Annotated in this window: 23 protein-coding genes and 1 pseudogene; 13 read left to right on the top strand and 11 right to left on the bottom strand. The window is 71.0% G+C overall.

From position 1 onward, the window contains the following. Positions 1 to 15 precede the first annotated feature (15 nt). Entirely contained in the window at positions 16 to 642 is a 627-nt protein-coding gene (locus RWE79_RS12735) for a TetR/AcrR family transcriptional regulator (protein WP_475940177.1), read from the bottom strand. Between the two features lie 178 nt (positions 643 to 820). On the opposite strand from RWE79_RS12735, the gene RWE79_RS12730 reads away from it, so the two are divergent. Both RWE79_RS12730 and RWE79_RS12725 read left to right on the top strand, forming a co-directional pair. Next, complete coding sequence (locus RWE79_RS12730) at positions 821 to 2,101, top strand: MFS transporter (protein WP_475940176.1); 1,281 nt, start codon at positions 821 to 823, stop codon at positions 2,099 to 2,101. 37 nt (positions 2,102 to 2,138) lie between these two features. After that, positions 2,139 to 4,583 carry a glycoside hydrolase family 3 protein gene (locus tag RWE79_RS12725; RefSeq protein WP_475940175.1) on the top strand — a complete coding sequence of 815 codons (2,445 nt, stop codon included), beginning with the start codon at positions 2,139 to 2,141 and terminating at the stop codon, positions 4,581 to 4,583. A gap of 52 nt (positions 4,584 to 4,635) precedes the next feature. Here RWE79_RS12725 and RWE79_RS12720 read toward each other — a convergent pair whose 3' ends face one another. Continuing rightward, on the bottom strand, positions 4,636 to 5,208 hold the full coding sequence (locus tag RWE79_RS12720) for a Uma2 family endonuclease (RefSeq protein WP_475940174.1): 573 nt from the start codon (positions 5,206 to 5,208) through the stop codon (positions 4,636 to 4,638). A gap of 44 nt (positions 5,209 to 5,252) precedes the next feature. Next, positions 5,253 to 7,388, bottom strand: a complete 2,136-nt coding sequence (locus RWE79_RS12715; RefSeq protein WP_475940173.1) for a glycoside hydrolase family 36 protein — start codon at positions 7,386 to 7,388, stop codon at positions 5,253 to 5,255. Between the two features lie 198 nt (positions 7,389 to 7,586). Here RWE79_RS12715 and RWE79_RS12710 point away from each other — a divergent pair, with 198 nt between their 5' ends. From RWE79_RS12710 to RWE79_RS12700, 3 genes are read left to right on the top strand one after another with little or no spacing between them, the layout of a single operon-like run. Further along, a complete protein-coding gene (locus RWE79_RS12710) occupies positions 7,587 to 8,930 on the top strand; it encodes an extracellular solute-binding protein (protein ID WP_475940172.1) in 1,344 nt (447 codons plus the stop codon). Continuing rightward, positions 8,927 to 9,877 (top strand): carbohydrate ABC transporter permease, encoded by a 951-nt coding sequence (locus RWE79_RS12705; protein ID WP_475940171.1) that lies wholly within the window; start codon positions 8,927 to 8,929, stop codon positions 9,875 to 9,877. Before RWE79_RS12710 ends, RWE79_RS12705 begins: the two co-directional genes overlap by 4 nt. Beyond that, positions 9,877 to 10,725 (top strand): carbohydrate ABC transporter permease, encoded by an 849-nt coding sequence (locus RWE79_RS12700; RefSeq protein WP_475940170.1) that lies wholly within the window; start codon positions 9,877 to 9,879, stop codon positions 10,723 to 10,725. The genes RWE79_RS12705 and RWE79_RS12700 overlap by 1 nt, the downstream gene beginning before the upstream one ends. Positions 10,726 to 10,748: 23 nt before the next feature. On the opposite strand, the gene RWE79_RS12695 is transcribed toward RWE79_RS12700, so the two are convergent. Then, the gene (locus RWE79_RS12695; protein ID WP_475940169.1) at positions 10,749 to 12,131 is read right to left on the bottom strand and encodes a glycoside hydrolase family 30 protein; all 1,383 of its coding nucleotides are present in this window, start codon (positions 12,129 to 12,131) and stop codon (positions 10,749 to 10,751) included. A 101-nt stretch (positions 12,132 to 12,232) separates the two neighbouring features. On the opposite strand from RWE79_RS12695, the gene RWE79_RS12690 reads away from it, so the two are divergent. After that, positions 12,233 to 13,207 (top strand): arabinan endo-1,5-alpha-L-arabinosidase, encoded by a 975-nt coding sequence (locus RWE79_RS12690; RefSeq protein ID WP_475940168.1) that lies wholly within the window; start codon positions 12,233 to 12,235, stop codon positions 13,205 to 13,207. Between the two features lie 59 nt (positions 13,208 to 13,266). Beyond that, positions 13,267 to 14,775, top strand: coding sequence for an arabinosylfuranosidase ArfA (gene arfA, locus RWE79_RS12685; protein ID WP_475940167.1), 1,509 nt, complete (start codon positions 13,267 to 13,269; stop codon positions 14,773 to 14,775). 150 nt (positions 14,776 to 14,925) lie between these two features. On the opposite strand, the gene RWE79_RS12680 is transcribed toward arfA, so the two are convergent. After that, positions 14,926 to 16,221 carry a S53 family peptidase gene (locus RWE79_RS12680; protein ID WP_475940166.1) on the bottom strand — a complete coding sequence of 432 codons (1,296 nt, stop codon included), beginning with the start codon at positions 16,219 to 16,221 and terminating at the stop codon, positions 14,926 to 14,928. 379 nt (positions 16,222 to 16,600) lie between these two features. Here RWE79_RS12680 and RWE79_RS12675 point away from each other — a divergent pair, with 379 nt between their 5' ends. Beyond that, entirely contained in the window at positions 16,601 to 17,416 is an 816-nt protein-coding gene (locus RWE79_RS12675; RefSeq protein ID WP_475940165.1) for an EI24 domain-containing protein, read from the top strand. Here RWE79_RS12675 and RWE79_RS12670 read toward each other — a convergent pair. The 5 genes from RWE79_RS12670 to RWE79_RS12650 all read right to left on the bottom strand — a co-directional run bounded on the left by RWE79_RS12670 (position 17,403) and on the right by RWE79_RS12650 (position 21,672). Beyond that, positions 17,403 to 18,218, bottom strand: coding sequence for an intradiol ring-cleavage dioxygenase (locus tag RWE79_RS12670; protein ID WP_475940164.1), 816 nt, complete (start codon positions 18,216 to 18,218; stop codon positions 17,403 to 17,405). The genes RWE79_RS12675 and RWE79_RS12670 overlap by 14 nt on opposite strands. A gap of 153 nt (positions 18,219 to 18,371) precedes the next feature. After that, on the bottom strand, positions 18,372 to 19,148 hold the full coding sequence (locus tag RWE79_RS12665; protein ID WP_475940163.1) for an intradiol ring-cleavage dioxygenase: 777 nt from the start codon (positions 19,146 to 19,148) through the stop codon (positions 18,372 to 18,374). 89 nt (positions 19,149 to 19,237) lie between these two features. Continuing rightward, entirely contained in the window at positions 19,238 to 20,455 is a 1,218-nt protein-coding gene (locus RWE79_RS12660) for an MFS transporter (RefSeq protein WP_475945774.1), read from the bottom strand. A gap of 384 nt (positions 20,456 to 20,839) precedes the next feature. Then, positions 20,840 to 21,154, bottom strand: a complete 315-nt coding sequence (locus tag RWE79_RS12655) for a hypothetical protein (RefSeq protein ID WP_475940162.1) — start codon at positions 21,152 to 21,154, stop codon at positions 20,840 to 20,842. 8 nt (positions 21,155 to 21,162) lie between these two features. Beyond that, on the bottom strand, positions 21,163 to 21,672 hold the full coding sequence (locus tag RWE79_RS12650) for a SigE family RNA polymerase sigma factor (protein WP_475940161.1): 510 nt from the start codon (positions 21,670 to 21,672) through the stop codon (positions 21,163 to 21,165). A 197-nt stretch (positions 21,673 to 21,869) separates the two neighbouring features. Here RWE79_RS12650 and RWE79_RS12645 point away from each other — a divergent pair, with 197 nt between their 5' ends. From RWE79_RS12645 to RWE79_RS12625, 5 genes are all read left to right on the top strand, one after another. Next, positions 21,870 to 22,166: a hypothetical protein gene (locus RWE79_RS12645; protein ID WP_475940160.1), complete on the top strand. Its 297-nt coding sequence runs from the start codon at positions 21,870 to 21,872 to the stop codon at positions 22,164 to 22,166. 184 nt (positions 22,167 to 22,350) lie between these two features. Next, a protein-coding gene (locus RWE79_RS12640) for an IS630 family transposase (protein WP_475938095.1) occupies positions 22,351 to 23,414 on the top strand; the annotation gives its coding sequence in 2 pieces (ribosomal slippage) (positions 22,351 to 22,815 and positions 22,818 to 23,414; 1,062 coding nt in all). A 125-nt stretch (positions 23,415 to 23,539) separates the two neighbouring features. Continuing rightward, positions 23,540 to 23,974, top strand: coding sequence for a hypothetical protein (locus tag RWE79_RS12635; RefSeq protein WP_475938094.1), 435 nt, complete (start codon positions 23,540 to 23,542; stop codon positions 23,972 to 23,974). A gap of 436 nt (positions 23,975 to 24,410) precedes the next feature. Next, the gene (locus RWE79_RS12630) at positions 24,411 to 24,704 is read left to right on the top strand and encodes a hypothetical protein (RefSeq protein ID WP_475940159.1); all 294 of its coding nucleotides are present in this window, start codon (positions 24,411 to 24,413) and stop codon (positions 24,702 to 24,704) included. A gap of 297 nt (positions 24,705 to 25,001) precedes the next feature. Beyond that, positions 25,002 to 25,433: a YybH family protein gene (locus tag RWE79_RS12625; RefSeq protein WP_475940158.1), complete on the top strand. Its 432-nt coding sequence runs from the start codon at positions 25,002 to 25,004 to the stop codon at positions 25,431 to 25,433. Positions 25,434 to 25,722: 289 nt separating this feature from the next. On the opposite strand, the pseudogene RWE79_RS12620 reads toward RWE79_RS12625, so the two are convergent. Next, positions 25,723 to 25,842 (bottom strand): annotated as a pseudogene (locus tag RWE79_RS12620) (Clp protease N-terminal domain-containing protein); the annotation flags it as partial. Positions 25,843 to 25,845: the final 3 nt, after the last annotated feature.

Below are 25,845 nucleotides of genomic sequence, written 5' to 3'. Positions count from 1 at the left end.
CCTGGAGCGCGGTCCTTACGGCGTTGCGGTCGGTCCCTGCGGTCCTTCCGGCACCGTCAGCAGTCTGACGAAGTCACGGAAGGCCGTCGGGATGTCCACGGCCTCGGGGTCGTGCAGCCACTGGACCTGGAGGCCGTCCATGATGGCGATGAGCAGCGGCGCGGCCTGCTCGGGGGTGAGTCCGCCGCGGAGTTCGTCGCCGTACTCGCTGCGCAGCGACTCGACCGCGTGCTGCCGCACCCGGTGGTAGCGGTCCTTGAAGTACGCGCGGGCCGGGTGGTCCTCGGTGACGCTGTCGCCGGCCAGGACGGTGAAGACCTGGACGATGCCGGGGCGGGTGGCGTTGTACTCCACCAGGCTGGCCATCATCTCCATCGGCCAGGCGCTGCCGGCCAGCGCGGCCGAGGCCATGTCCCACTGGTCGCGCACTTCGAGAACCGCGATGAGCAGGGCTTCCTTGGTGGGGAAGTAGTGCAGCAGCCCCTGCTGGGTCAGGCCGACCCGCTCGGCGACGGCGGCCAGCGAGGCGCCCCGGTAACCGCGTTCGGCGATGACCTCCAGGGCGGCCTGGATGATTTCCGCTCTGCGGTCCTCGTTGCGCGTGGTCCGTCCTCGTCCGCGGTTGCTGTCGTGTGCTGTCACATCGGACGAGCCTAGCCTGCGGCTTCACCCTGTGAACGCTCTTATGTTACGAAGCGATAACAACCCCTACCGATCATCAGGTAAATGGGTTCAGGATGTGCGGCACGTAACGGGGATGTTTCTCCGCTCGGTCCCCGTTCAGTCGCTTTGTTCCTTCACCTCGAAGAGGAGGCGGGCCGTGGATCAGGCAATCGTCCCCGACGCCACCACCGCCGACGACGCCGGCAGAACGTCAGCCGGCACGACGCAGTCCGTCCCCCGCGGATTCACCGCCAGGATCGCCCTCGCCGAGTTCGGTCTCTTCGGCGCCCTTCTGACCCCGGTGCTGGTGACCCTGGCCCTGTGTGTGGCGCAGGTGGCCCCGGACAGCAGGACGTCAAGCCTCAGCCTGGTACTCACGGTCGGCGCGTTCTTCGCGCTCATCGCCAACCCGCTGGTCGGCCGGCTGTCCGACCGCACGGCCTCCCGCTTCGGCCGGCGCCGCCCCTGGCTCGTCGGCGGAGTCCTCCTCGGCTTCCTCGGGCTGGCGCTGATCGCCTTCGTCCCGTCGATCCCGGTCATCGCCCTGGGCTGGGCCATCGCCCAGACCGCATACAACTCCTCGCTCTCCGCGCTCCAGGCGACCGTCCCCGACCAGGTGCCGGCCCACCGGCTCGGCCAGGTCTCCGGCGCCCTCGGTGTGGCGCTCACCCTGGCCATCGTGGCCAGCGCGCAGCTCGCCGCGCTCTTCTCCGACGTCAGGATCCAGTTCCTGGTGCCGGCCCTGATGGCGATCCTGCTGGTCACCTGGTTCGCGGTGACCCTGCCGGACAAGCGGCTCACCGTGAAGCCCGGCCGGTTCTCCGTCAAGGAGTTCGCGGGCAGCTTCTGGACCAACCCGGTCCGCAACCCGGACTTCGGCTGGGCCTGGCTGTCCAAGTTCATGGTCATGTTCGGCATGGTCGCCCCCACCTCCTACCTCGCCTACTACCTGATGTCGGACTTCGGCGTCCCGGCGGCCGAGGTCGCGGGCAAGGTCGCCCTGCTGGTGATGGTCAGCTACGCCTTCAACGCGGTGATGGCCGCCACCAGCGGCTGGATGTCCGACAAGGTCGGCGCCCGCAAGCCCTTCGTCATCGGCAGCAGCCTGGTGATCGTCTCCGGCCTGGTCGTGCTGGCCTTCGCCGGCGGTTTCGGCATGGTGATGCTCTCGCAGGTGCTGGTCGGCATCGGCGGCGGCATGTTCTACGCCGTCGACATGGCGCTGGTCACCGAGGTACTGCCGAGCCGGCAGAACCCCGCCAAGGACCTCGGCGTCATGAACATCGCCAACGCCCTGCCGCAGACCCTGGCCCCGCTGCTCGCCACCCTGCTGCTGGCGGTCGGCGGCGGCGAGAACTACACCCTGTTCTTCGCCTTCGCGGCCGTCGTGACCCTGTTCGGCGCCCTGTCCGTGACCCGGATCCGTAACACCCGATGAATCGCCGACCGTCCATCCTCACAAGGGAGTTGAACCCATGACCGACCACGCTCGCGCTCTCGCGGTGGAGCAGGCCCTCGGCAGACTCGACCTCGACGCCAAGGCCCGGCTGCTGGCGGGGCAGGACATGTGGTCCCTGCCCGCGCTGCCGGAGATCGGGCTCGGTTCCCTGGTGATGTCGGACGGTCCGATCGGCGTGCGCGGTGTGCGCTGGACGGCCGACGACCCCTCCGTCGCGCTGCCCAGCCCCACCGCGCTCGCCGCCACCTGGGACCCGGAACTGGCCCGCCGGGCCGGCAACCTGCTGGCCCAGGAGGCCCGCCGCAAGGGCGTCCATGTGCTGCTCGCCCCGACGGTCAACCTGCACCGCTCGCCGCTGGGCGGACGGCACTTCGAGGCCTACTCCGAGGACCCGTACCTGACCGGCGAGATCGGCACCGGCTATGTCGCCGGTGTCCAGGAGGGCGGTGTCGGCACCACCGTCAAGCACTTCGTGGCCAACGACGCCGAGACCGACCGCTTCACGGTCAACAACCTCGTCGGGGCCCGCGCGCTGCGCGAGCTGTATCTCGCCCCCTTCGAGGCCATCGTCAAGAACGCCCATCCCTGGGGCATCATGGCGGCCTACAACTCAGTCAACGGCATCACCATGAGCGAGCACCGCTACCTGCAGAACGAGGTGCTGCGCGGCGAGTGGGGCTTCGACGGCTGCATCGTCTCCGACTGGATGGCCGCGCGCGACACCGTCGGCGCCATCACCGGCGGCCTCGACGTCGCCATGCCCGGCCCCGACAGCGTCTACGGCAAGGCGCTGGCCACCGCCGTCCGCGAGGGCCGGGTGGAGGAGGCGGTCGTCGACGGGGCCGTGCGCAACGTCCTGCGGCTCGCCGCCCGGGTCGGCATCCTCGGCACCGCCCCGCCCGCCGTCGCCGAGGCCGACCGCCCGTCCGGCATCGACGGGGACGCGCTGGCCCGCGAGATCGCCCGCCGCTCCTTCGTCCTGGTGCGCAACGAGGGCGCGGCCCTGCCGCTGGACCCGGCCGCACCCGGCACGGTCGCCCTCATCGGGGCCGCCGCCCGGGACGCCCGGGTGCTCGGCGGCGGCTCCGCGCAGGTCTTCCCCGACCACATCGTCTCGCCGCTGGACGGCCTGACCGCCGCGCTGCCCGAAGGCGCGCTGACGTACGCCGTCGGCGCCGATCCCAGCGAGGAACTGGCCATCGCCGACAAGGGTTTCGAGCTGCGCGCGGTCTGCCGTGACGCCGAGGGCCGGGTGCTGGGCGAGTCCTCCCTGCCCAGCGGCCAGGTCCAGTGGATGGGCAACGACCTCCCCGAGGGCGTCGGCTACGAGGCGCTGCACAGCGTCGAGGTCGGCGGCACCTTCACCCCGCGTGAGTCCGGTGACCACCACTTCGGCACCAAGGGCCTGGGCGGCTTCAGGCTGGTCGTCGACGGCACGGTCGTCTTCGACGGCGAGCAGGCCCTGAGCTCCGAGTCCGACCCCTTCGAGGCGTTCTTCGGCGCCCCCGTCGACCGGGGCCGGATCACCCTGGAGGCCGGCCGGCCGGTCGAGGTCTCGCTCCACCACGTCGTCTTCAAGACGACGGACATGCCGATCAAGGCCGTCGGCTTCTCCCTCGTGCACGGCGAGCCGGAACGGGACGCGGACGAGCTGATCGCCGAGGCCGTCGGGGCCGCGCGGGCCGCCGACACCGCGATCGTGGTCGTAGCCACCACCGAGCGGGTCGAGTCCGAGGGCTTCGACCGCAAGGACCTGCGGCTGCCGGGCCGCCAGGACGAGCTGGTCGCCGCGGTCGCCGCGGTGAACCCGCGGACCGTGGTGATCGTCAACTCCGGTTCCCCGGTGGAGCTTCCGTGGCGCGACGACGTGGCCGCGGTGCTGCTCGGCTGGTTCCCCGGCCAGGAGGCCGGTGCCGCTCTGGCCGACGTGCTGCTGGGCGCGGAGGAGCCGGGCGGCCGCCTGCCCACCACCTGGCCGGTGCGGTTCGAGGACGTCCCGGTCGCCCAGGTCGTCCCGACGGACGGCGAACTGTCTTACGAAGAAGGCGTGTTCATCGGCCACCCCGCCTGGGAGAAGGCCGGGACCGCCCCCGCGTACGCCTTCGGCCACGGGCTCGGCTACACCGACTGGGCCTACGAGTCGATCGAGCTGACCGGCACCACGGTCCGGGTCCGGGTCCGCAACACCGGCTCACGCCCCGGCCGTGAGGTCGTCCAGATCTACCTCGCGCCCACCGGGGCCGCCGCCGGGATCGAGCGCCCGGCCCGCCGGCTCGCCGGCTTCGGGTCGGTCCAGGCCGCCCCCGGCGAGACCGCCGAGGTGGAGGTCGTCCTTCCCGAGCGCGCCTTCCAGGTGTGGGACGAGGCGGCCTCGGACTGGACCACGGTCCCCGGCGGCTATGCCGTCGAGGCCGGCCGCAGCATCGCCGACCGCCGGGTCGGTGTGCCGCTGGCGCGCTGACCTTCCGATCCACCCCGGGGCGGCCCCCGACACCCGCCCCGGGGTCCGGCGGCTACTCGTCGCTGCCCGTGTAACGGATGAACCGGGACGAGTCGACCGACCAGCCGCCGACGGCGACGACCTCACCGAAGGTGTACTCCTCAAGGTCTCGGTAGCGGTCACCCTCAGCCGTGCGGACGATTCCGGTACAGACCTTCACGGCACCGTTGCGCGGGTCCACGATCAGATACGTCGGAACGCCCATTTCGGGACAGTCCCGCAGCTTTCCGGAGTAGTCGTTGTCCGGGTTCGACTTCGAGACGATTTCCGCGACCATCAGGATGTCCTTCGGATCGAGGGCCGGACCTGGTTCGGCCAGGGCGGCCTCGATGAAGGCCATGACGTCAGGGCGGCGGAGGCTGCCCAGCCGTACGTCCTCGACATCGGGACCCTTGTCCACGGCGCAGCCGGGGTGTGAGGCCTCCACCTGTGGTTCCAGCAGCCGCCTGAGCTTGCGCGCATTGAACTCGTGCTGCTTGGCGGGGCTCGTCATCGTGATGATCTCGTCCCCGCTGATCTCGACAGCCCACGACTCGGACCGGGCCGACAGCTCGTCTGCGACGGCCCGCACGCGCGCGTAGTCCATGACTGCTCTCCTCCACCGCGGGCCGGACTCCTGCCCTCGGCGTCTCAGTTCTCCCGGGCCAGCAGCGCGACCGCGCCCGACCACTGCGGCGGGGACTGCCACCGCAGCCGGGGCCCGGCCACGGACAGCGGTGCGTGGCCGGGCACGAGCGCGCCGGTCACCGTCCAGTGGCCGGGCGGCAGCGGCACGGTCACGGGGCCCACCGGACCGGCGAAGGAGTGCAGGACGACCAGGGCGAGAGCGCCGTCTGCGGACACCCGCAGCACCGACTGCCAGCCGGACGGATTGCGCATGGCGTCGGCCGGACGGGTACCGCCCTGCCGCGACACGCCCGCGTCGATGACCGGCACCGCCCGCTCGTAGAGCTCCAGGGTCTCGGTGACCCGCCGCCAGGCGGCCTCGCTCAGCCGGTCGGGGTCGCCGGACAGGCACAGGCGGCCCAGGAAGCCCGCCGCGAGCTTGGAGACGAGGGTGTCCTCGTCGTCGTCGGCCCGCGGCGTCACCCAGACCAGCGACTGGCGGGGGAGCAGCACCCGCTGGAGGTTGGCCGCGATGACCGGGCCCTCGCGGGCCTCGAAGGCGTCGGAGCCGGACGACACGGCGGTGACGGCGGTGTGCGCGGGGGAGAGGCGGTGGCCGCCGCCCGAGCAGTTCTCGATGACCAGGCCGGGCAGCCGGGCCGACAGGGCCCGTACGAACTCCACGCCGGCGGCGGCCACTTCGCGGACGGTGTCGCCCTCGGCGACAAGGTTCGCGTTGTAGTCGATCTTCAGATAGCCGAAGTCGCCGTCCTCCAGCACCGCCGTCATCCGGTCGAGCAGCGGCCCGGCGACCTCGGGCCGCCGCAGGTCCAGGAACCGCCGGGCCGACACCTGGACGGGAACACCGTCCCGGTGCACATGGAGCGCGGCGTCGCCGTACGCCCGGGACAGCTCGCCCGTGGTCTCCGGCTCCCACCACAGCCCCGGGACGAAGCCGCGTTCGCGCAGTGCCCGTGCGGTGGCCGCGAGCCCGCCGGGGAACCGGGTGGCGCTGGGCTGCCAGTCGCCGTGGCTGCGGCCCCAGTCGGCGCCGGGTTCGCTGAACCAGCCGCAGTCGATGGTGAAGTAGCGCACCGGGGTGCCGCGCAGCCGGTCGGCGAGGGCGATCACCCGGTCGTGGGTGGGGTTGCCCCAGGTGGTGGCGTACTCGTTGAACTGCACGGGCAGGCCGGGTTCCAGGCCGGGCCGGGGGTGGTCCGACTGGGCGGAGGTGAGGCGGGCGCACAGCTCGTCCAGGCCGCCCCGCACGACCGACAGCACGGCCTCGGGGGCCTGGTAGCTCTCGCCGGGGGCGAGCCGCAGCCGTCCGCCGCCGAAGTCGCGGTCGGCCGGGCCGCCGCTCAGCGCCAGGCCGTCGCGGGAGCGGACGAGTTCCAGCTGCCAGGGCCCCGACGCGTGCAGCTGCGCGCCCCAGGTGACCCCGGCCACGGTGTCCTCGACGGCCAGGAAGGGCATCCAGCCGGCCGCCGGCATGCTCCCGGCGCAGCCGAAGCGGGTCGCTACGGTGCCGATGGACACGTACGGCCGTTCCAGGCCGAGCTGTTCGACGGACTCCGCCACCGGCCGTGCCTCGGCACTCCAGGCGGAGCGGACGCGGTGCACGACCAGCCGGTCCGGGCCGGGGGCGTCGTCGGCGGCGAAGGGGGTGATGCCGCCGAGGGTGAAGGACGTGAGGAGGTCGAGGGTGAGCGGGCGGTCGCTCTCGTTGACGGCGGTGGTCCGTACCCGTACGAAGCCGTCGCCCCGGATCAGCCGGTGGACGAGCAACAGCCCGTCGGGGGTGGAGAGTTCGGTGACCACGGCGGTTCCGGCGCCGTCATCGGCGCCGTCATCGGCGCCTTCCACCCGACGGCCCCGCAGCCGCAGTGCCGCCTCCGTGGCGCTGCGCCGCAGGGTCCGGGCGCCGGCGAACGGTTCGTGGAGGGCGTCACCGGGCCGGGCGGCGGACGCCAGCGGTTCCACGGTCCGCGCGGGCCCGGTGTCGGGGTGGTGCCGGGCGGCGGCTTCGTCGATGCGGCCGCGGGGTGTCACCGCCTGGCCGGCGAGGGTGGTGGGAAGCAGTTCGAGCCCCGGCGGCGTCCCGGCCGCCCCGGCGGACTCAGTGGGAAAACGGACCGTCAAATCCCCCCATACATGCACGGATCATCCTCGCAATGTTCGATATGCCGTTCACTGTCCGAAACCCTGGCGTGACGTTAAGCGCTTACTGTCCGGTCGTCAATGGGTGTGCGCGACTTCGCCGAATGCTGTCCGAAGCCTTGACGCGCAAACGTTTCAACTTTACGTTCCCGTTCGAGGTTGCGGGCGTCATTCGATATCTCGAACATGGGAGTGGCAATGGAGCATTCTCCCCCGAGTCGCAGAGGCTTCCTCGCCGGGCTCGGACTCGCCGGACTCGGTCTCGCGGGACCGGCGGTGACCGCCGGCTGCGCGGCACCGGTCGCGCTGGGCTCGGACCGGACCCGGATCCGGTTCTGGCACTTCCTCGGCGGTGGCGACGGCATCATCCTGACCGCGATGCTCGACGAGTACCGCAAGCAGCACCCGGCGGTCGGTCTCGACGCGGACACCCTCGCCTGGGGCGAGCCCTTCTACACCAAGCTCGCCATGGCCGGCGCGGGAGGCCGGGCCCCCGACCTGGCCAGCTTCCACATGGCGCGGCTCCCCGGCTTCGGCCCTGGCAAGCTGCTCGACCCCGTCGACCTCGACCTGCTGGAGGAAGCCGGGATCACCAAGGACGACTTCTCCGACGGCGTGTGGCAACGCGCCCATGTCGGCGGCACGCTCTACGCGGTCCCCTTCGACGCCCACCCGTTCGTCATGTACTACAACACCAGGTTCTGCGAGAAGGCCGGGCTCCTCGACGACGACGGCAAGCTCAGGAAGACCGAGGGCCCGGACGCCTTCCTCGCGCAGCTGCGGGCCGCCAAGAAGGCCGCCGGCTCGGACTTCGCCATCCTCTTCGACAGCCTCGGCACCGGCACCGTCGGCCCGTGGCGGCTCTTCTGGAGCCTGTACCCGCAGAGCGGCGGCACGCTGCTGAACGCCGGCGGCACCGCGATCGCCATGGACGACGCCAAGGTGCTGACCACGCTGCGGTTCATGCGGCAGCTCGCCCAGGAGGAACTGGCCAACCCGACCACCGACTACGGCGGCGCGTCGGCCGGATTCGCCAGCGGCACCGTCCCGTTCTTCTTCAACGGCGACTGGGACGTCAGCACGATGGTCGCCGCCAAGACCCCGTTCGGCATGACCCGCTTTCCCAGCGTCTTCGGCGGCTGGTCCGCCGAGGCCGACTCGCACAGCTTCGTCTTCCCGCACCGCGACAAGCGCGACCCGGAGACCGAGAAGGCCGGCTACGCCATGATCGCGTGGATGCTCAAGAACAGCGTCGAGTGGGGCAAGGCCGGCCACATACCCGCCTACCTGCCCATCCACGAGGACCCCGCCTACCTCGCCCTGGAACCGCAGTCCGAGTACCGGGGCGTGATCGACGACATCGCCTACGACCCGAGCGCCTGGTTCAGCGGCTCCGCCTCGCAACTGGAGATCGAGCTCGGCTCGGTCTACTCCACCGTCCTCACCGGCGGCCGCTCCCCGGAGCAGGGCCTGGCCGAGACCAAGCGCGTGCTGCGCAAGCTGCTCACGGCTTCGAACCCCTTCCCGGGAGACGCGTCATGACCACCGCCGCCGCCGAGGTCCCCGTCGCACCGACCTCCTCGTCCGCCGAACCGGCGGCCCCGGTCGGCGTACGCCGCAAGTGGTCCGAGCACGGGCTGCTGTTCGTCGCCCCCTTTCTCCTCGTCTACGTCCTCTTCCTGCTCTGGCCGCTCGTCCTGGGCCTGAAGATGAGCTTCGGCGGCGACAACATCGCCGGCGGCAACACGGCCTTCGTCGGCCTGGACAACTACACCGAGGCCTTCGGCGATCCCGAGGTGTGGAGCACGCTGTGGCACACGGTGTGGTTCACCCTGCTCTCCACCGTGCCCCTGGTGGTCCTCAGCCTCGGGCTGGCACTGCTCGTGCACAACCTCAGGTTCGCGCGGTGGCTGTGGCGGCTGTCGTTCTTCGCGCCCTTCCTGCTGCCGTCCGCCACCGTCGCGCTGATCTGGGTGTGGATCTTCCAGCCGGGCTTCGGCCTCGCCGACGACTGGCTCCGCGAGCTCGGCTACGACGGCCAGTGGCTGTGGCTCGGCGACCCCGACCACGCCATGTTCTCCATCGTCGTCACCACGGTGTGGTGGACCATCGGCTTCAACTTCCTGCTCTACCTGGCCGCTCTGCAGTCCATCCCCGAGCAGCTCTACGAAGCCGCCTCCCTGGACGGGGCCGGACCCTGGCGGAAACTGCGCGACATCACCCTGCCGATGCTGCGCCGCACGACCCTGCTGATCGTGGTGCTCCAACTGCTGGCCTCGCTCAAGGTCTTCGACCAGATCTACCTGATGACCGGCGGCGGCCCGGAGTTCTCCACCCGCCCGATCGTCCAGTACATCTACTACACCGGGTTCACCGGCTACCGGCTCGGCTACGCCTCGGCCATCTCGTACATCTTCTTCGTGATCATCGTCGTGGTCTCCCTCGTCCACCTGCGGGTGACCCGCACCATCAGCAAGGAGACCGAGTGATGTCAGCCGTCCACGCAATCCGCAAGGTGCGGCCCGGCCAGTGGGTGCTGCTGGCGGTGGCCGCGGTCCTCGCCGCACTGTGGCTGGTGCCGCTCGCCTGGGCGCTGGCGACCTCGGTCAAGCCCGAGGGCGAGACGACCAGGGTCCCGCTGGAATGGCTGGCCTCCGCGATCAGCTTCGACGCGTACGGCAAGGTGCTCGAAACCGGCGGTATCGCCCGCTGGGCGGTCAACTCCGCCGTCACGTCGGTGCTCATCACGGTGATCACGGTGCTCTTCTCGGCCATGGCGGCCTACGGGTTCGCCCGGGCGCGGTTCCGGGGCGACAGGATCCTGTTCGGCGCGATCATGGCGGGCATCATGGTGCCGCCGACGGTGCTGGTCGCCCCGCTCTTCTCCGAGATGGTCTCGCTGCGGATGGTCGACACCTACTGGGGCATCGTGCTGCCGCAGGTGGCGCAGCCGGCCATGGTCTACATCCTCTACAAGTTCTTCCAGGGGGTGCCGCGGGAGCTGGAGGAGGCGGCGTTCGTCGACGGGGCCGGCCGGTGGCGGGTGTTCTTCACGATCGTGCTCCCGCTCTCCCGGCCGGTGCTCGCCGCCGTGTCGATCTTTGTCTTCATCGGGGCGTGGAACAACTTCGTCTGGCCCTTCATCGTCGCGACCGACCCGGACGTGATGACCCTCCCGGTGGGGCTGGCGACCGTGGTGCAGGGCGGGTACGGGCTGCGCTACGCGCAGATCATGGCGTCGGCGATCCTCGCCGGGCTGCCGCTGCTGGTCGTCTTCGTCCTCTTCCAGCGGCAGATCGTGCGCGGCATCGCCCACACGGGCCTGGCGGGCCAGTGAGGCGGGGGCTTTCGCGACACGTCCTAGCGCAGGACCACGGTGGTCAGCGAACGCGGTGGCAGATGGAGGGCCAGGTTTCCGCCGGGTGCGGCGGCGGGGCCGGTGCGGGCCAAGGAGTGGGCGGAGTCCGTGAGGTAGACCTCGCCGCGGCCGGCGCCGGTGGAGTACGTCCGGTCGAGGGCCTCCGTCCCGGTGTTGAGCAGCTCGATCACCCGGCTGCCGTCGCGATTGCGGTAGCCGCTCACCTCGACCGCCGGATCGGCGGCGGAGGCCGCCACCCGCACCGCCCCGGGGCGGATGAAGCGGCTGTACGCGGCCAGGGCCCACAGGCGTTCGGAGACGTGGTAGCCGGCGCCGTCCAGCTGGATGAGGCCGCGAGTGGCGCCGAGCGAGGCGCCGAACCAGTAGACGTACCCCGAGGCGCCGGCGTCGGTGAGGGTGCGGTGGATCTGCCGCGCGACGGAGATGCCGTCGTAGCCCGAGCCGTCGTCCCAGGCCTCGTTCCACGTCGAGCCGTTGGGGCTCCACTCCGACATCCAGGTGCGGGCGTCGGTCGGCAGCGGGTACGTGGAGTCGGAGACATAGGGGTGCCCGGTGTGGGTGGCCACCGCGGCGTCGGCGACCGGATCGGCCTCGATGGCGGCCGAGTACGCGGCCTGCTGGTCCCAGCCGGCCGCGTCGCAGCAGGCGATCCGGATACCGGTGCCCCGCAGCGCCGGGCCCAGCGCCCTGACCATGGCGACGGCCTCGCCGGGGGTGAAGCGCATCGAGGCGTACGAGGTGCTGAGGTCGGGCTCGTTGGTGAAGCCGAGGTCGGTGATGCGGATGCCTTCGCCCGCGTAGAAGTCGGCGTACTGCCGCAGATAGCGGGCGTAGGCCTGCCGCCAGCCGGGCAGCAGGGTGCCGCCGCCGCTGTCGGAGCCGTTGTCCTTCATGAAGCCGGGGGCGGACCAGGCGTCGGCGTAGAAGCGCTTGACGCCGTACGCCTGGGCCTGCCGGGCCAGCCAGACCTGGCCGCCGTCGTCGCCGTCCCAGACGTAGGCCGGGGTGGCGTCGGGGCCGGCCGGCTCTGTGGGCTCGATGGTCGGCATGTGGTCGTAGACGGCGTCCGTGGACGAGCCGATGCCGAGCCGCAGGATGCTCAGGCCCGCGCCGGTGCGGCGGTCCAGGAGCAGGTCGAGGACCTCGCGCCGGTGCTCGGGGGTCAGCCCGCGCGCGCCGCGTATCAGGTCGGCGCGCTGGAAGGCCTGCGAGAAGCCGAAGCCGTCGATGGACTGGAGGCGGTGGCCGAAGTCGACGCCGCCGGCCGGCCGGTACGCGGCCTGCGGGGCGGCGGCCTGCGGGGCGGCGCCCAGGGTGGTGGCGGCGACGGCGGCGACCAGGGCGATACGGATCACGTTGCGCACAGAAGCTTCCCTTCTGAAAAACTTCCGGAACTTTTCCGTTAAATCGCCGGAACGTTAGTGACGGCCGGGGTGGCCGTCAACCCCTCTGGAAGGAGCCGAAGTTGAGACCAGGTCCGCGAAGCGCCCCGGTGCTCCTCGCCGCGCTGGCGCTCGTACTGCTTCCGTCCACCGCGTCGGCCGCGGCCTACCCCGACCCCCTGCCCGTCACCGGCGACACCGTGGTCCACGACCCCTCCATGGTCCGGACCCGGGACGGGAGTTACGTCGTCTACTCCACCCACGGCGGCCTTGAGGCCCGCACCTCCCGCGACCGCGTCCACTGGACCCGGGCGGGCTCCGCCTTCACCACCGTCCCCGCCTGGTGGTACGACTACAGCGCCGACGGCGACCCCTGGGCGCCCGATGTCTCCTACCACCACGGCCGCTACTGGCTCTACTACGCCGTCTCCGGCTGGGGCACCAACCACTCCGCGATCGGCCTCGCCACCAGCGGCACCGGCGCGCCGGGCAGCTGGACCGACCAGGGCATCGTCTACGCCACCACGACCGCCGACGACCACAACGCCATCGACCCGGCCCTGTTCACCGACCGCGACGGCAGCTGGTGGCTGAGCCTGGGCTCGTACTGGACCGGCATTCGCATGATCCGCCTCGACCCGCGCACCGGAACGCGCGACACCGCCCACCCCACCGTCCACCACCTGGCGACCCGCCCCGACCTGCCGTACGCGGTCGAGGCGCCCTATGTCGTCCGGCACGGCCGCTACTACTATCTCCTCGCCTCCTACGACGCCTGCTGCGCCGGCACCGCGAGCACCTACAAGATCAAGGTGGGCCGGGCCACCCGCCCCACCGGCCCCTACTACGACTCGGCCGGCACCCCGATGCTCGACGGCGGCGGCGACCTCGTCCTGGACACCCACGGCAGATACATCGGCCCCGGCGGACAGACCGTGCTCCACGACCGCCGCGGCGACCTGCTGGTCTACCACTACTACGACGGCGACGACGGCGGCACCCCCGAGCTCGGCCTCAACCGGCTCGACTGGACGTCCGGTTGGCCCGTCGCACGCTGACCCCCGAGTCCCAGCCCCGGCCACCTGTTCCACAGCTTCCGCGATTCCGAAAGGGAACCATGTCTGGCACCGCCCGCTTCGCCCTCGACCCCGCCTTCTCCGTCGGCGACGTCGACCCGCGCCTGTTCGGGTCCTTCGTCGAGCACCTCGGCCGCTGCGTCTACACCGGCGTCTACGAGCCCGGCCACCCCACCGCCGACGCCCAGGGCCTGCGCCAGGACGTCCTGGAGCTGGTCCGGGAGCTGGGCACCACCGCCATCCGCTACCCCGGCGGCAACTTCGTCTCCGGCTACAAGTGGGAGGACAGCGTCGGCCCCCGGGACGAGCGGCCGCGCCGCCTCGACCTGGCCTGGCGGTCCACCGAGACCAACCGCTTCGGGCTGAGCGAGTTCATCGACTTCCTCCGCAAGGTCGACGGCGAGCCGATGATGGCCGTCAACCTCGGCACCCGGGGCGTCCAGGAGGCCCTGGACCTCCAGGAGTACGCCAACCACCCGGCCGGGACCGCCCTGTCCGACCTGCGTGCCGCCCACGGCGACAAGGACCCCTTCGGCATCCGCCTGTGGTGCCTGGGCAACGAGATGGACGGACCCTGGCAGACCGGTCACAAGACCGCCGAGGAGTACGGTCGCCTCGCCGCCGAGACCGCCCGCGCGATGCGCCAGCAGGACTGGGGCAAGGACCTCGAACTGGTCGCCTGCGGCAGCTCGGGCCAGGGCATGGACACCTTCGCCGCCTGGGAGTCCACCGTCCTGCAGCACACCTACGACCTGGTCGACTACATCTCCCTGCACGCCTACTACGAGGAGAAGGACGGCGACCGTGACTCCTTCCTGGCCTCGGCCGTGGACATGGAGTCCTTCATCGAGAACGTCGTCGCCACCTGCGACCACGTCGGCGCCCGCCTGAAGTCCAAGAAGAAGATCAACCTCTCCTTCGACGAGTGGAACGTCTGGTACATGGCGCGGCCCAACCCGCACCCCGTCCAGGACTGGCAGGAGGCACCCCGGCTGCTGGAGGACGTCTACTCGGTCACCGACGCGGTCGTCTTCGGCTCGCTGCTGATCGCGCTGCTCCGGCACGCCGACCGCGTCACCGTGGCCTGCCTGGCCCAGCTCGTCAACGTCATCGCGCCCATCATGACCGAGCCCGGCGGCCCTGCCTGGCGGCAGACCACCTTCTACCCCTTCGCCCAGGCCAGCCGGTACGGCCGGGGCCGGGTGCTCCAGGTCAACGTCGACAGCCCCTCGTACGGGACCAAGGCGTTCGGCGAGGTGCCGCTGCTGCACGCCACCGCCGTCGTCGACGAGGAGACCGGCGCGGTCACCGTCTTCGCCGTCAACCGCGGCCGGACCGAGGCCCTGCCCCTGGAGATCGGGCTGCGCGGCCTGGCGGTGGGCGAGGTCGTCGAGCACAGCGTCCTCGCCGACGACGACCCCGACGCCGTCAACACCCTGGAGAACCCGGACCGCGTCACCCCGCACACGGTGGACGGCACCGTCATCGAGGACGGCATCCTGAGGGCCACCCTCAAGCCGCTGTCGTGGAACGTGATCCGGCTGGGCTGATCCGGCTGGGCTGATCCGGCTGGGCTGATCCGGCCGGGCCGGACCCGCCGGCCGCGAGGCCGTCATCAGGACAACGGGAACGGGAACGGGGACGGGAACGGGTCCCACCTCCGCAGAGGTGGGACCCGCGCCGGTCCGGACGAGCGGGGTTCAGCCCGCGAAGGCGGTGACGCCCTGCGGGGTGCCCCAGCCGGTCGGACCGTCGTAACCGGTGGTGGCGGTGCAGTAGTAGGACGTGGTGCAGGTGCCGTTGTTGCCGCTGGTCACGTCGTTCAGGGCCGACGTGCCGGCGTGGGCGTAGGGGAAGGACGCCGGGTAGGAGCTGGTGGAGGGGGTGCCCGCCAGGGCGTAGACCCCGGCGATGATCGGCGCCGAGACGCTGGTGCCGCCGAAGGTGTACCAGCCGGCCGTGACCCCGTACGAGTCGTAGACCGCGACACCGGTGGCCGGGTCGGCGACGGCGGACACGTCGGCGACGATGCGCTTCTTGCAGGTGGCGTCGGTCTGCCAGCTCGGCTTGGTCTCGTAGGAGGAGCAGCCGGAGCCCGCGCCCTCGGTGCTGCTGGTCTTCCAGACCGTCTCGGTCCAGCCGCGGGTGGTGGAGGAGGTCACCAGCTTGGTGCCGCCGACGGCCGTGACGTACTGCGAGGACGCCGGGTACTCGACGCCGTAGGCGGCGTCACCGGAGCTGACGGTGATGGCCACCCCGGCGTGCTTGTAGTAGCTGGTGTCGTACGAGGTCTCCGAGGAGGACTCGGAGCCGCCGTAGCTGTTGGAGACGTACTTCGCGCCCAGGGTGACCGCCCGGTTGACGGCGGCGCCGAGGTTGGCGTAGCTGGCGGAGGTCGCCTCGACCAGCAGGATGTTGCAGAGCGGGCAGATGGCGCTGGCCATGTCGAGGTCGAGGGAGATCTCCTCGGCCCAGCCGCTGTTGCCCGCGGGCAGTGAGGTGGTGGAGCCGGTCTGGCTCACCTTCTTGAAGCAGCCGTTGGCCGTGGTGCAGGCCGACAGGCCGTAGTAGGAGCGGTAGGTGGCCAGGTCCGCCTCGGCGTTGGGGTCGTCGTAGGCGTCGACGATGGCGATCGTGCTGCCCGCGCCGTTGGACGCGGCGGCGGAGGTCAGGCCGTACGCGGACCACAGGCTGGTCGGTCCGAAGCCGGAGGGGGTGGTGGCGTCGGCGGCCTTGGGGGTGACGCCCTGCTTGGCGGCCTTCTCGGCCATGTACTCCGTGACGCCGCCGGTCACCCGCTTGGCGTTGCACGCGGCGTAGCCGGCCGCGGGGGTGGAACACGCCTTGGTCCAGGTGACCTTGGGGGTGGCCTTGGCCACCGTGGTCCTCGCGTCCGCCGGTCCGGCGGCGCCGAAGCCGGTGAGGACCAGGGCGGCCGTGGCTATGACAGCCGCGCCCATGGTGCGGAGCCGTCTGGTGGGGGGTGTGATGCGCAACGTACTGCCTCCTGGAATGGGGGGTGACAGGGGCGGTGCGGGTGCGAGCGGCTTTGTCAGCCGAGATGACCATGGCTTGATGTGTGCGCGACAACAAGCCCTTCCTGGCAATGCAGACCGCCGCTTTGCCGCCTCACATCCGTTGCCGGGGGCGGCGTTTGCTTTCCCGTGGTCCAACTCACAGGAAGGTCCGCACCTTTGCTCCTCCGGTGCGAGCGGCTGCGGCCGCCCTGTCGTGAACCCGCCGTACCCCTGCCGTGCTCCCCGCCGTGCCCCTGCGGCGCCCCTGCCGGGGTCGGTCCCTCCGGTCCGCCCGGTCCGCCCGGTCCGCCCGGTCCGCCCGGTCCCCGTTCCCGGCAGCAAGGCTACGATTTCGCCCATGCGAGATCTTGCGGCAGGCATACGACACCTGGCGGACGGCCAGCGCTGGGTCCTCCGGAACGGCCGGTGGTTCGGCTTCGGGCTGCTGCCCGCCCTGATCACCCTCGCCGGCTACGCGGCCGCCCTCGTCGTCCTCGCCTTCTGGGCCGACGACGCCACCGCCTGGGCCACGCCCTTCGCCGACGGCTGGAGTTCCCCGTGGCAGGGACTCTTCCGCGGCCTGCTCACCGCCGTCCTCTTCTGCGGCGGCCTGCTCCTCGCGGTGATCTCCTTCACCGCCGTGACCCTGCTGGTCGGCCAGCCCTTCTACGAGTCCCTCGCCGAGCGGGTCGACGAGACCGAGGGCGGCGCCCCGGACGCCCCCGACCTGCCCTGGTGGCGCGAACTGTGGCTCTCCGCCCGCGACAGCGTCCGGGTGCTGCTCCGGGTCGCGGTGTGGGGCGTACTGCTCTTCGCCCTGGGCTTCGTGCCCTTCGTCGGCCAGACCGTCGTCCCGGTCGTCGGCTTCTGCGTCTCCGGCTTCTACCTCACCCTGGAGCTGACGGCCGTCGCCTTCCAGCGCCGGGCCGTCCCGCTGGGCGAGCGGCTGCGCCTGCTGCGCGGGCGCAAACTGCTCACCCTGGGCTTCGGGGTGCCGCTGATCCTGCTCTTCCTGGTGCCGGTGGTCGCGGTGTTCCTGATGCCGGGCGCGGTCGCCGGCGCCACGCTTCTCGTACGGGACCTGCTGCCGGTTCCGGAGCCGGCCCCGGAGCCGGAGTCCGCTCCGGAGCCGGCACCCCGGCCGGAGGACGGGATCAGCTTCAGGAAGCCGTAGCGCCCGGGTCGACGCCGACGGTGATGGTGGCCGCGTAGCCACTGGACGGCGAACTCCCCAGCGCGGTCAGGGTGACCAGTCCGGACGATGCCCCGTTGCCGGTGTAGAGACGGTCGGCGGTGAGCGTGGTGCGGGTGACGGTGTTGGTGGAGTAGGGCGAGAGCGCGGCCACCGCCGCCGTCTCGGTCTCGCCGAAGAACAGCTGCCCGGTGTGCACGACACTGCCCCCGGTGTACGTGCTGCCGGAGACGGTGACGCCGGTGTGGACCTTGACGTGGATGTGCACCGTCCGGCCCGCGTACCAGCCGGGATAGACGCTGGTGAGGGCCGCCACGCCTGCCGACCCGGTGAGCGCGGCACCGCGCAGGAAGGTGCCGTCGTCCGCCTCGCTGTGGCCGTTGGCGCCGACGAAACCGGAGTACTCGCCGAGCGCGTCGGCATGCCAGATCTCGACCAGCGCGCCGGGCAGCACGGTGCATCCGTCGGTCTCGTCGACCACCGTGATGGCGAGGGTGAGCGGGACGCCGGGCTTCCCCTCGGTCACGTCGGAGCGTACGAGCGCGATGTCGCGGTAGAACGGCCCCTGTTCGACCTCCGCGGTCAGGAAGCACACGCTGCTGGTCGCGGTCGCGGTCGCGGTCGCGGTGGGCCGGCCCGGCCCGGGGGCGGCCTGGGCCGCTCCGGCTCCGGCTCCGGTGAGGCCGGCGGCCCCGAGTCCGATGGCGGCGGCCGCCGTCGAGCCGGCGGCCAGGACGCTGCGGCGGCTGTGCGCCGGCGTCTCGTGCATGGGAGTGTGTGTCATGAGCATGGAAAGTAGAAACGCGACCTGAAGGCCGGCTGAGGCTCGGCTGTGCGTTGTCTGTATGCCGCAATATGGCCGAAACGGGCCCGGCCGGAGCGCGAGAACGCGCTCCGGCCGGGCTTGCTGACGGGTCGTACGGGGTTGTGGCCGCGGTCAGGTGTCCACGCCGAGGGTGAGCGTGCCGGTGTAGCCGGCGCTGGTCGAACCGCTGAGGGTCAGCAGCCCGTCCTGGGCGCCCCCGCCGCCGTAGACCGAGTCCTGGCTGAGCGTGGTGCGGGTGACGGTGTTGGTGGAGTAGGGCGAGACCTTGGCGACCGCTGTCGTCACCGTCTCGCTGAAGAACAGCTGGCCGGTGTTGACCACCGTGCCGCCGGTGTACTTGCCGTTGGAGACGGTGACGCCGGTGTGCACCTTGAGGTGGATGTGGATTGCCCGGCCCCGGTACCAGCCGGGATAGATCGTGGTGATCGTCGCCAGGCCGCTGGAGTTGGTCAGCACACCTCCCCGCAGGAAGGTGCCGTCGTCCGCTTCGTTGTGGCCGTTGTTGCCGACGAAGCCGGAGTACTCGCCCAGCGCGTCGCAGTGCCAGATCTCGACCAGTGCGTTGGGCAGGACCGCGCACGTGCTGCTGTCGACGACCGTGAGGTTGAGCGTGAGTTTCAGGCCTGCCTTGCCTTCGGTCACGTCCGACCGGACGAGCGCCACGGAGAGGTAGTAGGGGCCCTCGGTGACCTCCGAGAACAGGGTGCACACGGCCGCGGCCGCCGCGGGAGCCGCGTCGGCGGCAGTGGGGGCCGCCTCGGCCGCGCCCGCGGAAGCGGAGGTGAGACCTGCGGCGCCGAGGCCGATGACTGCGGCCGCCGTGGTACCGGCGGCGAGGACGCTGCGGCGGCTGTGCGCCTGGTCCTGTGATGTGGGGGTGTCTGTCATGGACACGGAAATTACGAGCGGATGCTGTGGATTGACTGTCAGCGGGCTGTGGATTCTGTGGGAGGTACAACTTGGCCGGAACACGGAGTTCACCCCTCCGCCCGACTGCCCCGCAGCGCCCCCGACTTCAGCCCAGCGAGCCCGGCGCAGCAGACCACGGCCGCGCAGACCGACACCGCCACCGACGCCCCGGCCGCGTCCGCGAGCCGGCCGAGCGCGTTGTTGGCCACCACCAGCGCCAGGGACTGGGTCAGCGTCAACAAGGCCTGCACCCGGGCCGTATGACTGTCCGGGGCACCCGCCAGGACCAGCGGCCCGACATGGGAGGCGAACATCCCGGACCCCACCCCGATCACCACCCCCGCACACCCGGCCGCCGCCACGCCGGCCGCCGCCACGCCGGCCACCGCCACGCCGGCCGCCGCGAGTGCTGCCGGCGCCGCGAGTGCCGCCACGCCGGCCGCCGCCACGCACAGGCCCAGCGCCGCCCCTACGCCGATACGCGGCAACGGCCCCCGGCGCGCCACCAGCAGGGCCACCACGACCATCCCGAGGGACTGCCCGCCGGCGACCATGCCCGCGCCCCGGGCCCCCCACCCCTGCTCCCTGGCCAGCAGCGGACCCAGTAGGGACACCACCGGCAACAGCCCGCCGGCCGCCGCGCCGGTCAGCAGCAGCGCCGCCCGCAGCAGCGGATCCCGTACGGCGAGCCGGGCCCCTTCGGCCATCCCGGCCATCAGGCTCCCCGCCGGGGCGGGCCCGCCGTCCGCCGCCCCCGGCCGGACCCGGGCGACGGCCGCGATCACCGCCGCGAACGTCAGCGCGTCCACGAGCGCCACCCCGGCCAGCCCCGTGGCCGCGACAGCCACGGCCCCGAGCGGTGCGCCGAGCAGGGAGGCCGCCTGGCGTCCGGCCTGCTGAACGGCCAGCGCCCGCGGCAACTGCTCCCTGGCCACCAGGCGCCGGGGCATGGCTCCGGCGGCCGGCAGGGAGAAGGCCCCGACGGTCCCCAGCACCGCGGCGACCGTCATCAGCAGCCAGGTCGGCGTACCCAGCCGCCACGCCGCCAGGGCCAGCAGTGAAGTGGCCACCAGCAGCACGGCGTCCCCGGCGATCACCACCCGCCGGGCGCCGAACCGGTCGGCCACCGCCCCGCCGAGCAGCAGCAGCGCCGTGCGCGGCAGCGTGACCGCGGTCAGCACCAGCGCGGCCGTTCCCCCGCCATGGGCCCCGGCGGCCCAGCCGAGGGCGAAGTGCAGCGCCGCGTCGCCGAGCAGGGAGGCATGCGTTCCGGCCAGCCAGAGCAGATACGGCCGGGAGCGCCCGCCCGGATGCGGAGGCGGGTGCGGCGGGGGACGGGTGCGGGCGCGGACGCGGGGAGGGGGAGGGCACGGTGGCCGACCGTACGGCCCTCGACCGGCATGAGGGCAAGCGCCGTGTCGCGGCAGCCGGCCGATGAGAACGAGTACGACGTCCTGGACGAGGACGTCGCCCGCGTCTCACCGCTCAAGCACGCCACATGTTCCTCAGCCCCCTCGTACTGCTCGACGGCCCAGGGCAGCACCACGCAGGACAGCAGGAACCAGTCGCTGTAGCGGTACAGGTCCCAGTCGCGTACGGAAGTGGAACTCGGAGGCCGTGTGGATCCACCTGGACTCCACAACCTGATGCCGGGGCGGCCCCGGCGACTGTCAGTCTCCGGAGGGAAGGGGCTCTGCTGCCGTGCGAGCGGGTTCGGGTGTGTGCGGCGTCGGGCGGGCGGTGCTGGCGGGGGCCAGGGGCACCGGAGCCCGTTCGCCGCCCAGCCAGGACAGGTTGACGGCCACGCCGACCATGGAGGCCACGATGATTAGTGCGCCGGCTGTGGCGAGCGCAGCTCGTCGGCGGCGGATCCGGTAGCCGCCGACGACGGCCGCGTCGATAACGCTGGGTAGCGCAGGCTCCGGCTCGGCGCTGAGGACTGCCTGGAAGGCGGCGTGCAGAGCGTCGTTCTTGTGCTCATTCATGGCCGGTTTCACCTCCTGGTCCCTTCAATGTCAAGGCCTTCGACGACCTCGCGTAGCCGGGCGAGCCCGCGGGCGCTTTGGCTCTTTACCGTTCCCGGACTCACCCGCAGTGCGTGCGCGGTCTGCTCAACGGACCAGTCCTCCCAGAATCGCAGGACCAACACGGCTCGGTAGCGGGGCGCCAGCTCCATCAGGGCTTCTTGCATCATCAATCGCAACTCCGGTGCGCCAGACACGCCCGAGGGAAGATCGGGTGGCTCGCTCACCGGCTCCTCACGCCAGCCTCTCTTGCGCCACTGGTCGATGAAGGTGCGGGTGAGGATGGTGCGAGCGTAGGCATCCGCATTGCCGTCCCGGCTGACCCGTCCCCAGGCCGCGTACAACTTCATCAAAGTCGTCTGGGTCAGGTCCTGTGCCTGGTGCCAGTCACCGCAGAGCAGGTAGGCGCTGCGTCGGAGCTGCGCCTGCCGCGCCTCGGCAAATTCCCGGAACTCCCGTTCCCGGGCCGTGTCCCTCACTCTTTGCCGGCCTCTCCCTTGCGCACCACTCCACCTGTCATACATACGTGGAGTGGCCCTCTGGGGTTGCACGGTGCGGGCAGGAGAATTTTCCCGCCGCACCGTGCAACCTGACTGCCGCCCGCCTCCGTACCCATCTCCAGAAAGGGCTCCCACGCACAGGTGGGAGCCCGGCGATCCGAGAAAGAGGCACACTGTTGTCGAAGCACCGCAAGATCACGCAAAACCGCCGCGCTATGTTCAGCCTGGCCGCCGGAACCGTTCTGGCCGCCGCGGGGATGGCCGGCGTCGCCAACGCCGCGACCCCGGCCACTCACGCGAACCCGGTCCCGGCCACTCACGCGAACCCGGTCCCGGCCACTCACGCGAACTCGGTTCCGGCCACTCACGCGAACCCGGTCCCGGCCACTCACGCGAACCCGGTCCACGCCAAGTCTGTCGCCGAACCCCTCTCGTCGCTGAGCGCGGCCGAGCGGGCGAACGCGGTGGGCTGAACCCCACCCCGAGGAGTACGCACGCCTCCCCGAGAGCCTCGGGCCTTTGCCCGGTGCGGGAGGCGTGCTGCTCCGCTCGACCCGCCGTGGACCTCATTGCCCCTCGGAGGGGTACTGAACTTGATCGGGTGATGTCGGGCTGTTCGCCGGACAGCGTGCAGGTGGGCTCGGTAGCCCTGGTGAGGTGAGATATCCGCAGGGTGGTGGCTTGACCGACGCCGAGAGGGCCGCGCGGGAGCGGGTCCGGGTCCAGGCCGTGGCGTGCTTCGAGGGCAGGGAGAAGAATCGGGAGATTGCTGCCGCGTTGCGGGTCTCGGAGCGGTCGGTGGAACGCTGGCGGCGCCAGTGGCGCGAGGAGGGCCTGGCCGGTGTGGCGTCGAAGGGATCGCCGGGGCGGCCTCGCCTGTCGGAGACGCAGATGGCCAGGCTGGAGCGGGAGTTGGAGCGTGGCCCGCTGGCCCATGGGTGGACCGATCAGCGGTGGACGCTGGCCCGGGTGAAGACGATGATCGGCCGGCTGTTCCACGTCTCGTACACCGTGGAGGGCACGTGGCGGCTGCTGAGGAGGCACGGCTGGTCCTGGCAGCAGCCTGCTCGGCGCGCGATCGAGCGCGATGGCGACGCGGTGGAGCTGTGGAAGCGGGAGGTCTGGCCGCGGGTAAGAGCACCGCGGCGGCGAACAGCGCCTGGGTGGTCTTCGAGGACGAAGCCGGCCAGTCGATGACGCCGCCGCGTGCCAGGACCTGGGGCCGCCAAGGCAGTACCCCAGTTGTCCGCGTGCGTGGACGTGGCTCGGGCCGGGTGTCGATGGCGGGCATGACCTGCTACAAGCCCGGTGAGCGGTCCCGGCTGATCTACGCGATCCGTGAGTACCGGGGCCGCAAGGACGAACCGAAGGGCTTCGGCTGGAAGGACTACCGCGACCTGATTCTCCGCGCCCGCACGCAGTTGGGCGGCCCGATCGTCCTCGTGTGGGACAACCTGCGCATGCATCTGGTCGCGCCGTTGCGGGAGTTCTTCGAGGCCAATGCCGACTGGCTCACCGTCTTCCAGCTGCCGACGTATGCCCCGGACCTGAACCCGCAGGAGGGCATCTGGTCGCTGGTCAAACGCGACATCGGCAACCTTGCCGCTGCGGACCTCAGTCAGATCACCCGCGCCGTGAAACGCAAGCTCAAGATGCTTCAGTACCGGCCGGAGGTCATCGACGGCTGCCTGGCCGGCACGGGCCTGACCCTCAGCAAGTGATCGGCTTCGCGGATGTGGTCCCGTCGGCTTACTGGGTGCTGCCGCTGCCCAGGCGGGTCTTCTCCCTCGCCCGTCGCCTCGGAATTCGATTGCCACCGGCCCATGGAGTGCGCTGATACTTCGGCATGAGCAGAATTGCGCAGGTCATCGTGCTGGCGCCGTACGCGGACGATGTGATGGAGCCACTGACACGGCCGGATGACTCGCGCAGCTGGCGGGGCCACTTCGAGCGGCTGGACATGTTTGTTGACGGGTGGATGATCGAGTTCAACCGCGTGCGTCCGCGGTCAGGTCTGCTGCGGCACTTGGAATCCCTGGCGTGGCCGTATCCGGCGAGCGTGCAGGTGCTGATCCATGACGAGGAAGATGACTGCTTCGGGCTGTGGATGATGCGCGACGGTGTGCTGGTCGAATTGCCGGTCCCGGGCCATAGGCGCCTGCACGGCCCAGCGCCGACAACCGATGAATTTCCGCCCGACCCGGGCCTGCTGTTGCGGACCGAAGCGACCGTGCCCACCGGCTTCTCGACGGACCGTCAGGACAAGCGCCCCGCCTGGTAAGCCGAGTCAGCTACTGCAAGTTGATTGATGTCGGCCGACACCCGAGGTCAGGCCGACATCACGAGTTCAAGTTCAATAGCAACGTGCCCTGGATGAAGATCGGGCGCCCCTGTGGGCGTGTCCCGGGAACGGTCCCTCTCTGACAGTCTCGGCTGAGACGCCCGGCTTGTCGGGTCAGCCTTTGTGGGGGACACCCCTCCCCCGAGGGGGCGAATTCCAGGGGTCGTTGCAACACAAGTGATCAACTGGCTGTGGCCAGGAGCTTAGCGAGGCGCTCGGCTGGAGATTCCCAGCCGAGCGTTTTGCGTGGGCGGCTGTTGAGTTCTGCGGCCACGGCGTCGAGTTCCTCGCGGCTGTAGCATCCTCAACGCGGAATTCCAGCCCGGGTGCGGCACCGTCCTGCTGTTCCGCGATAACCATCGGATTCTGAAATCCGATGCCGCACTTCCAGGTACGTGTCCACGAAGAGGAACTCGACGGGAACGTCGGGGGCCGGCTGGTCTGGTCGCTCGCCGAGGCGCTGGTCCAGGTGTGCGGCGAGCGAGCGCGTTCCATGGCCGTCGCCGAGATCTTCGGCATCCCGAGGCACCGCCGCGGTGTCGGCGGTGTGCCGGGTGGCGTGCACGCCGCCCCGTCGTCTCGCTCCATGTGCGCGCGGCCGCGCCGCACTTGCCGGGAGTCGTCCGGGCGCTCCGGGGCCGGCGAGGTCGACCCTCCGGCGCTCACCTGACCGGCGCCGCCCGCCAAGGGGCAGCAACTGCATGAGCGAATGAGGAGGTTCCATCATGGTCACCAGAAGTCTGGGATCCGTCGGCGTGTATGGCAGGGAGCGGAGGAACAACAACACACGAGCGTCGCTCACAAAATTCTTCGCCATTGCGTGGGGCACTGCTCGCTACTGGGACATCGCAACGTCGAAAGAGAGGGTGCGGGCCGGAATTCTGCACTGACAGGTGAAGCGGAAATCCACAGTGTCCGGCGCGTGAGAAGCCACGGTTCCACCGCGAAAGGAAAGGCTGGGGTAGCGATGCCCACGCAACGCGAGGTAGACGAAGCCAAGATTCGCCAGCTGGTCGACAGGATTGCCGATGGGCTCCAAGCCAAGGATCCCGAGAGTCTCAAGCAGCTGTACGCAGCGGACATCGTGTCCTTCGACGTCGAGCCGCCGCTCCAGCACGTGGGGCTGGAAGCGAAACTCAAGAACTGGGCGCCCGTGTTCGCGTTCTTCGAGAGCGTGACCTACGAGGTTCGCGACCTGACGCTCACCGTGGGCGAGGATGTGGCCTTCGGGCACGCCTTCGGCGGCACGCTGAAGAACGGGACGGCGACGAGCGGTATGTGGGTCAGGGTCACGTACGGCCTCCAGAAGATCGACGGCACTTGGCTGATCACGCACGACCAGGTCTCGGTGCCGCTCGACATCCCGAGCGGCAAGGGAGCGGTCGACCTCGAACCCTGACAGGCCGCAGGCACACCGCCCGGCCGCCGCGACAAGGGCGCGCCGAACGTGAACGGTCACGCCCGGCACCGTCCGAGCAGGGCGAGCGGGGCGAGCAGGATGTGCCCGGTGCCGACGTAGTTGTGGCCATGCGGCAGGGCCTCGCGCGGGGTAGTTCCAGGACTTTGCGGGCGCGCCGGCGGGCGATCTGCGGCTGAGCCGGACCGCCCGACGTTCGTTAGTAAGTTTCCTTACGAAGTCTGCTGCGGCGCGAAGCAAGGCCGGTTAGTAAGTTACCTTACGAACCCTGACGCCTCTGGGCCGTCTGCCCGGTGACGCCCATGCTCCTGCCGATGTGGGGCCAGGAGGCGCCGGAACGGCGGGCCTGGCCGGCGAAGTGGCCTGAGTGGTCGGCCACTTCGCCGGGGTGCCG

It is taken from the genome of Streptomyces sp. RLA131, assembly GCF_056270125.1.
The sequence above is the reverse complement of the archived record's forward strand: the minus strand, read 5'-3'. Positions and strand labels throughout refer to the sequence as shown.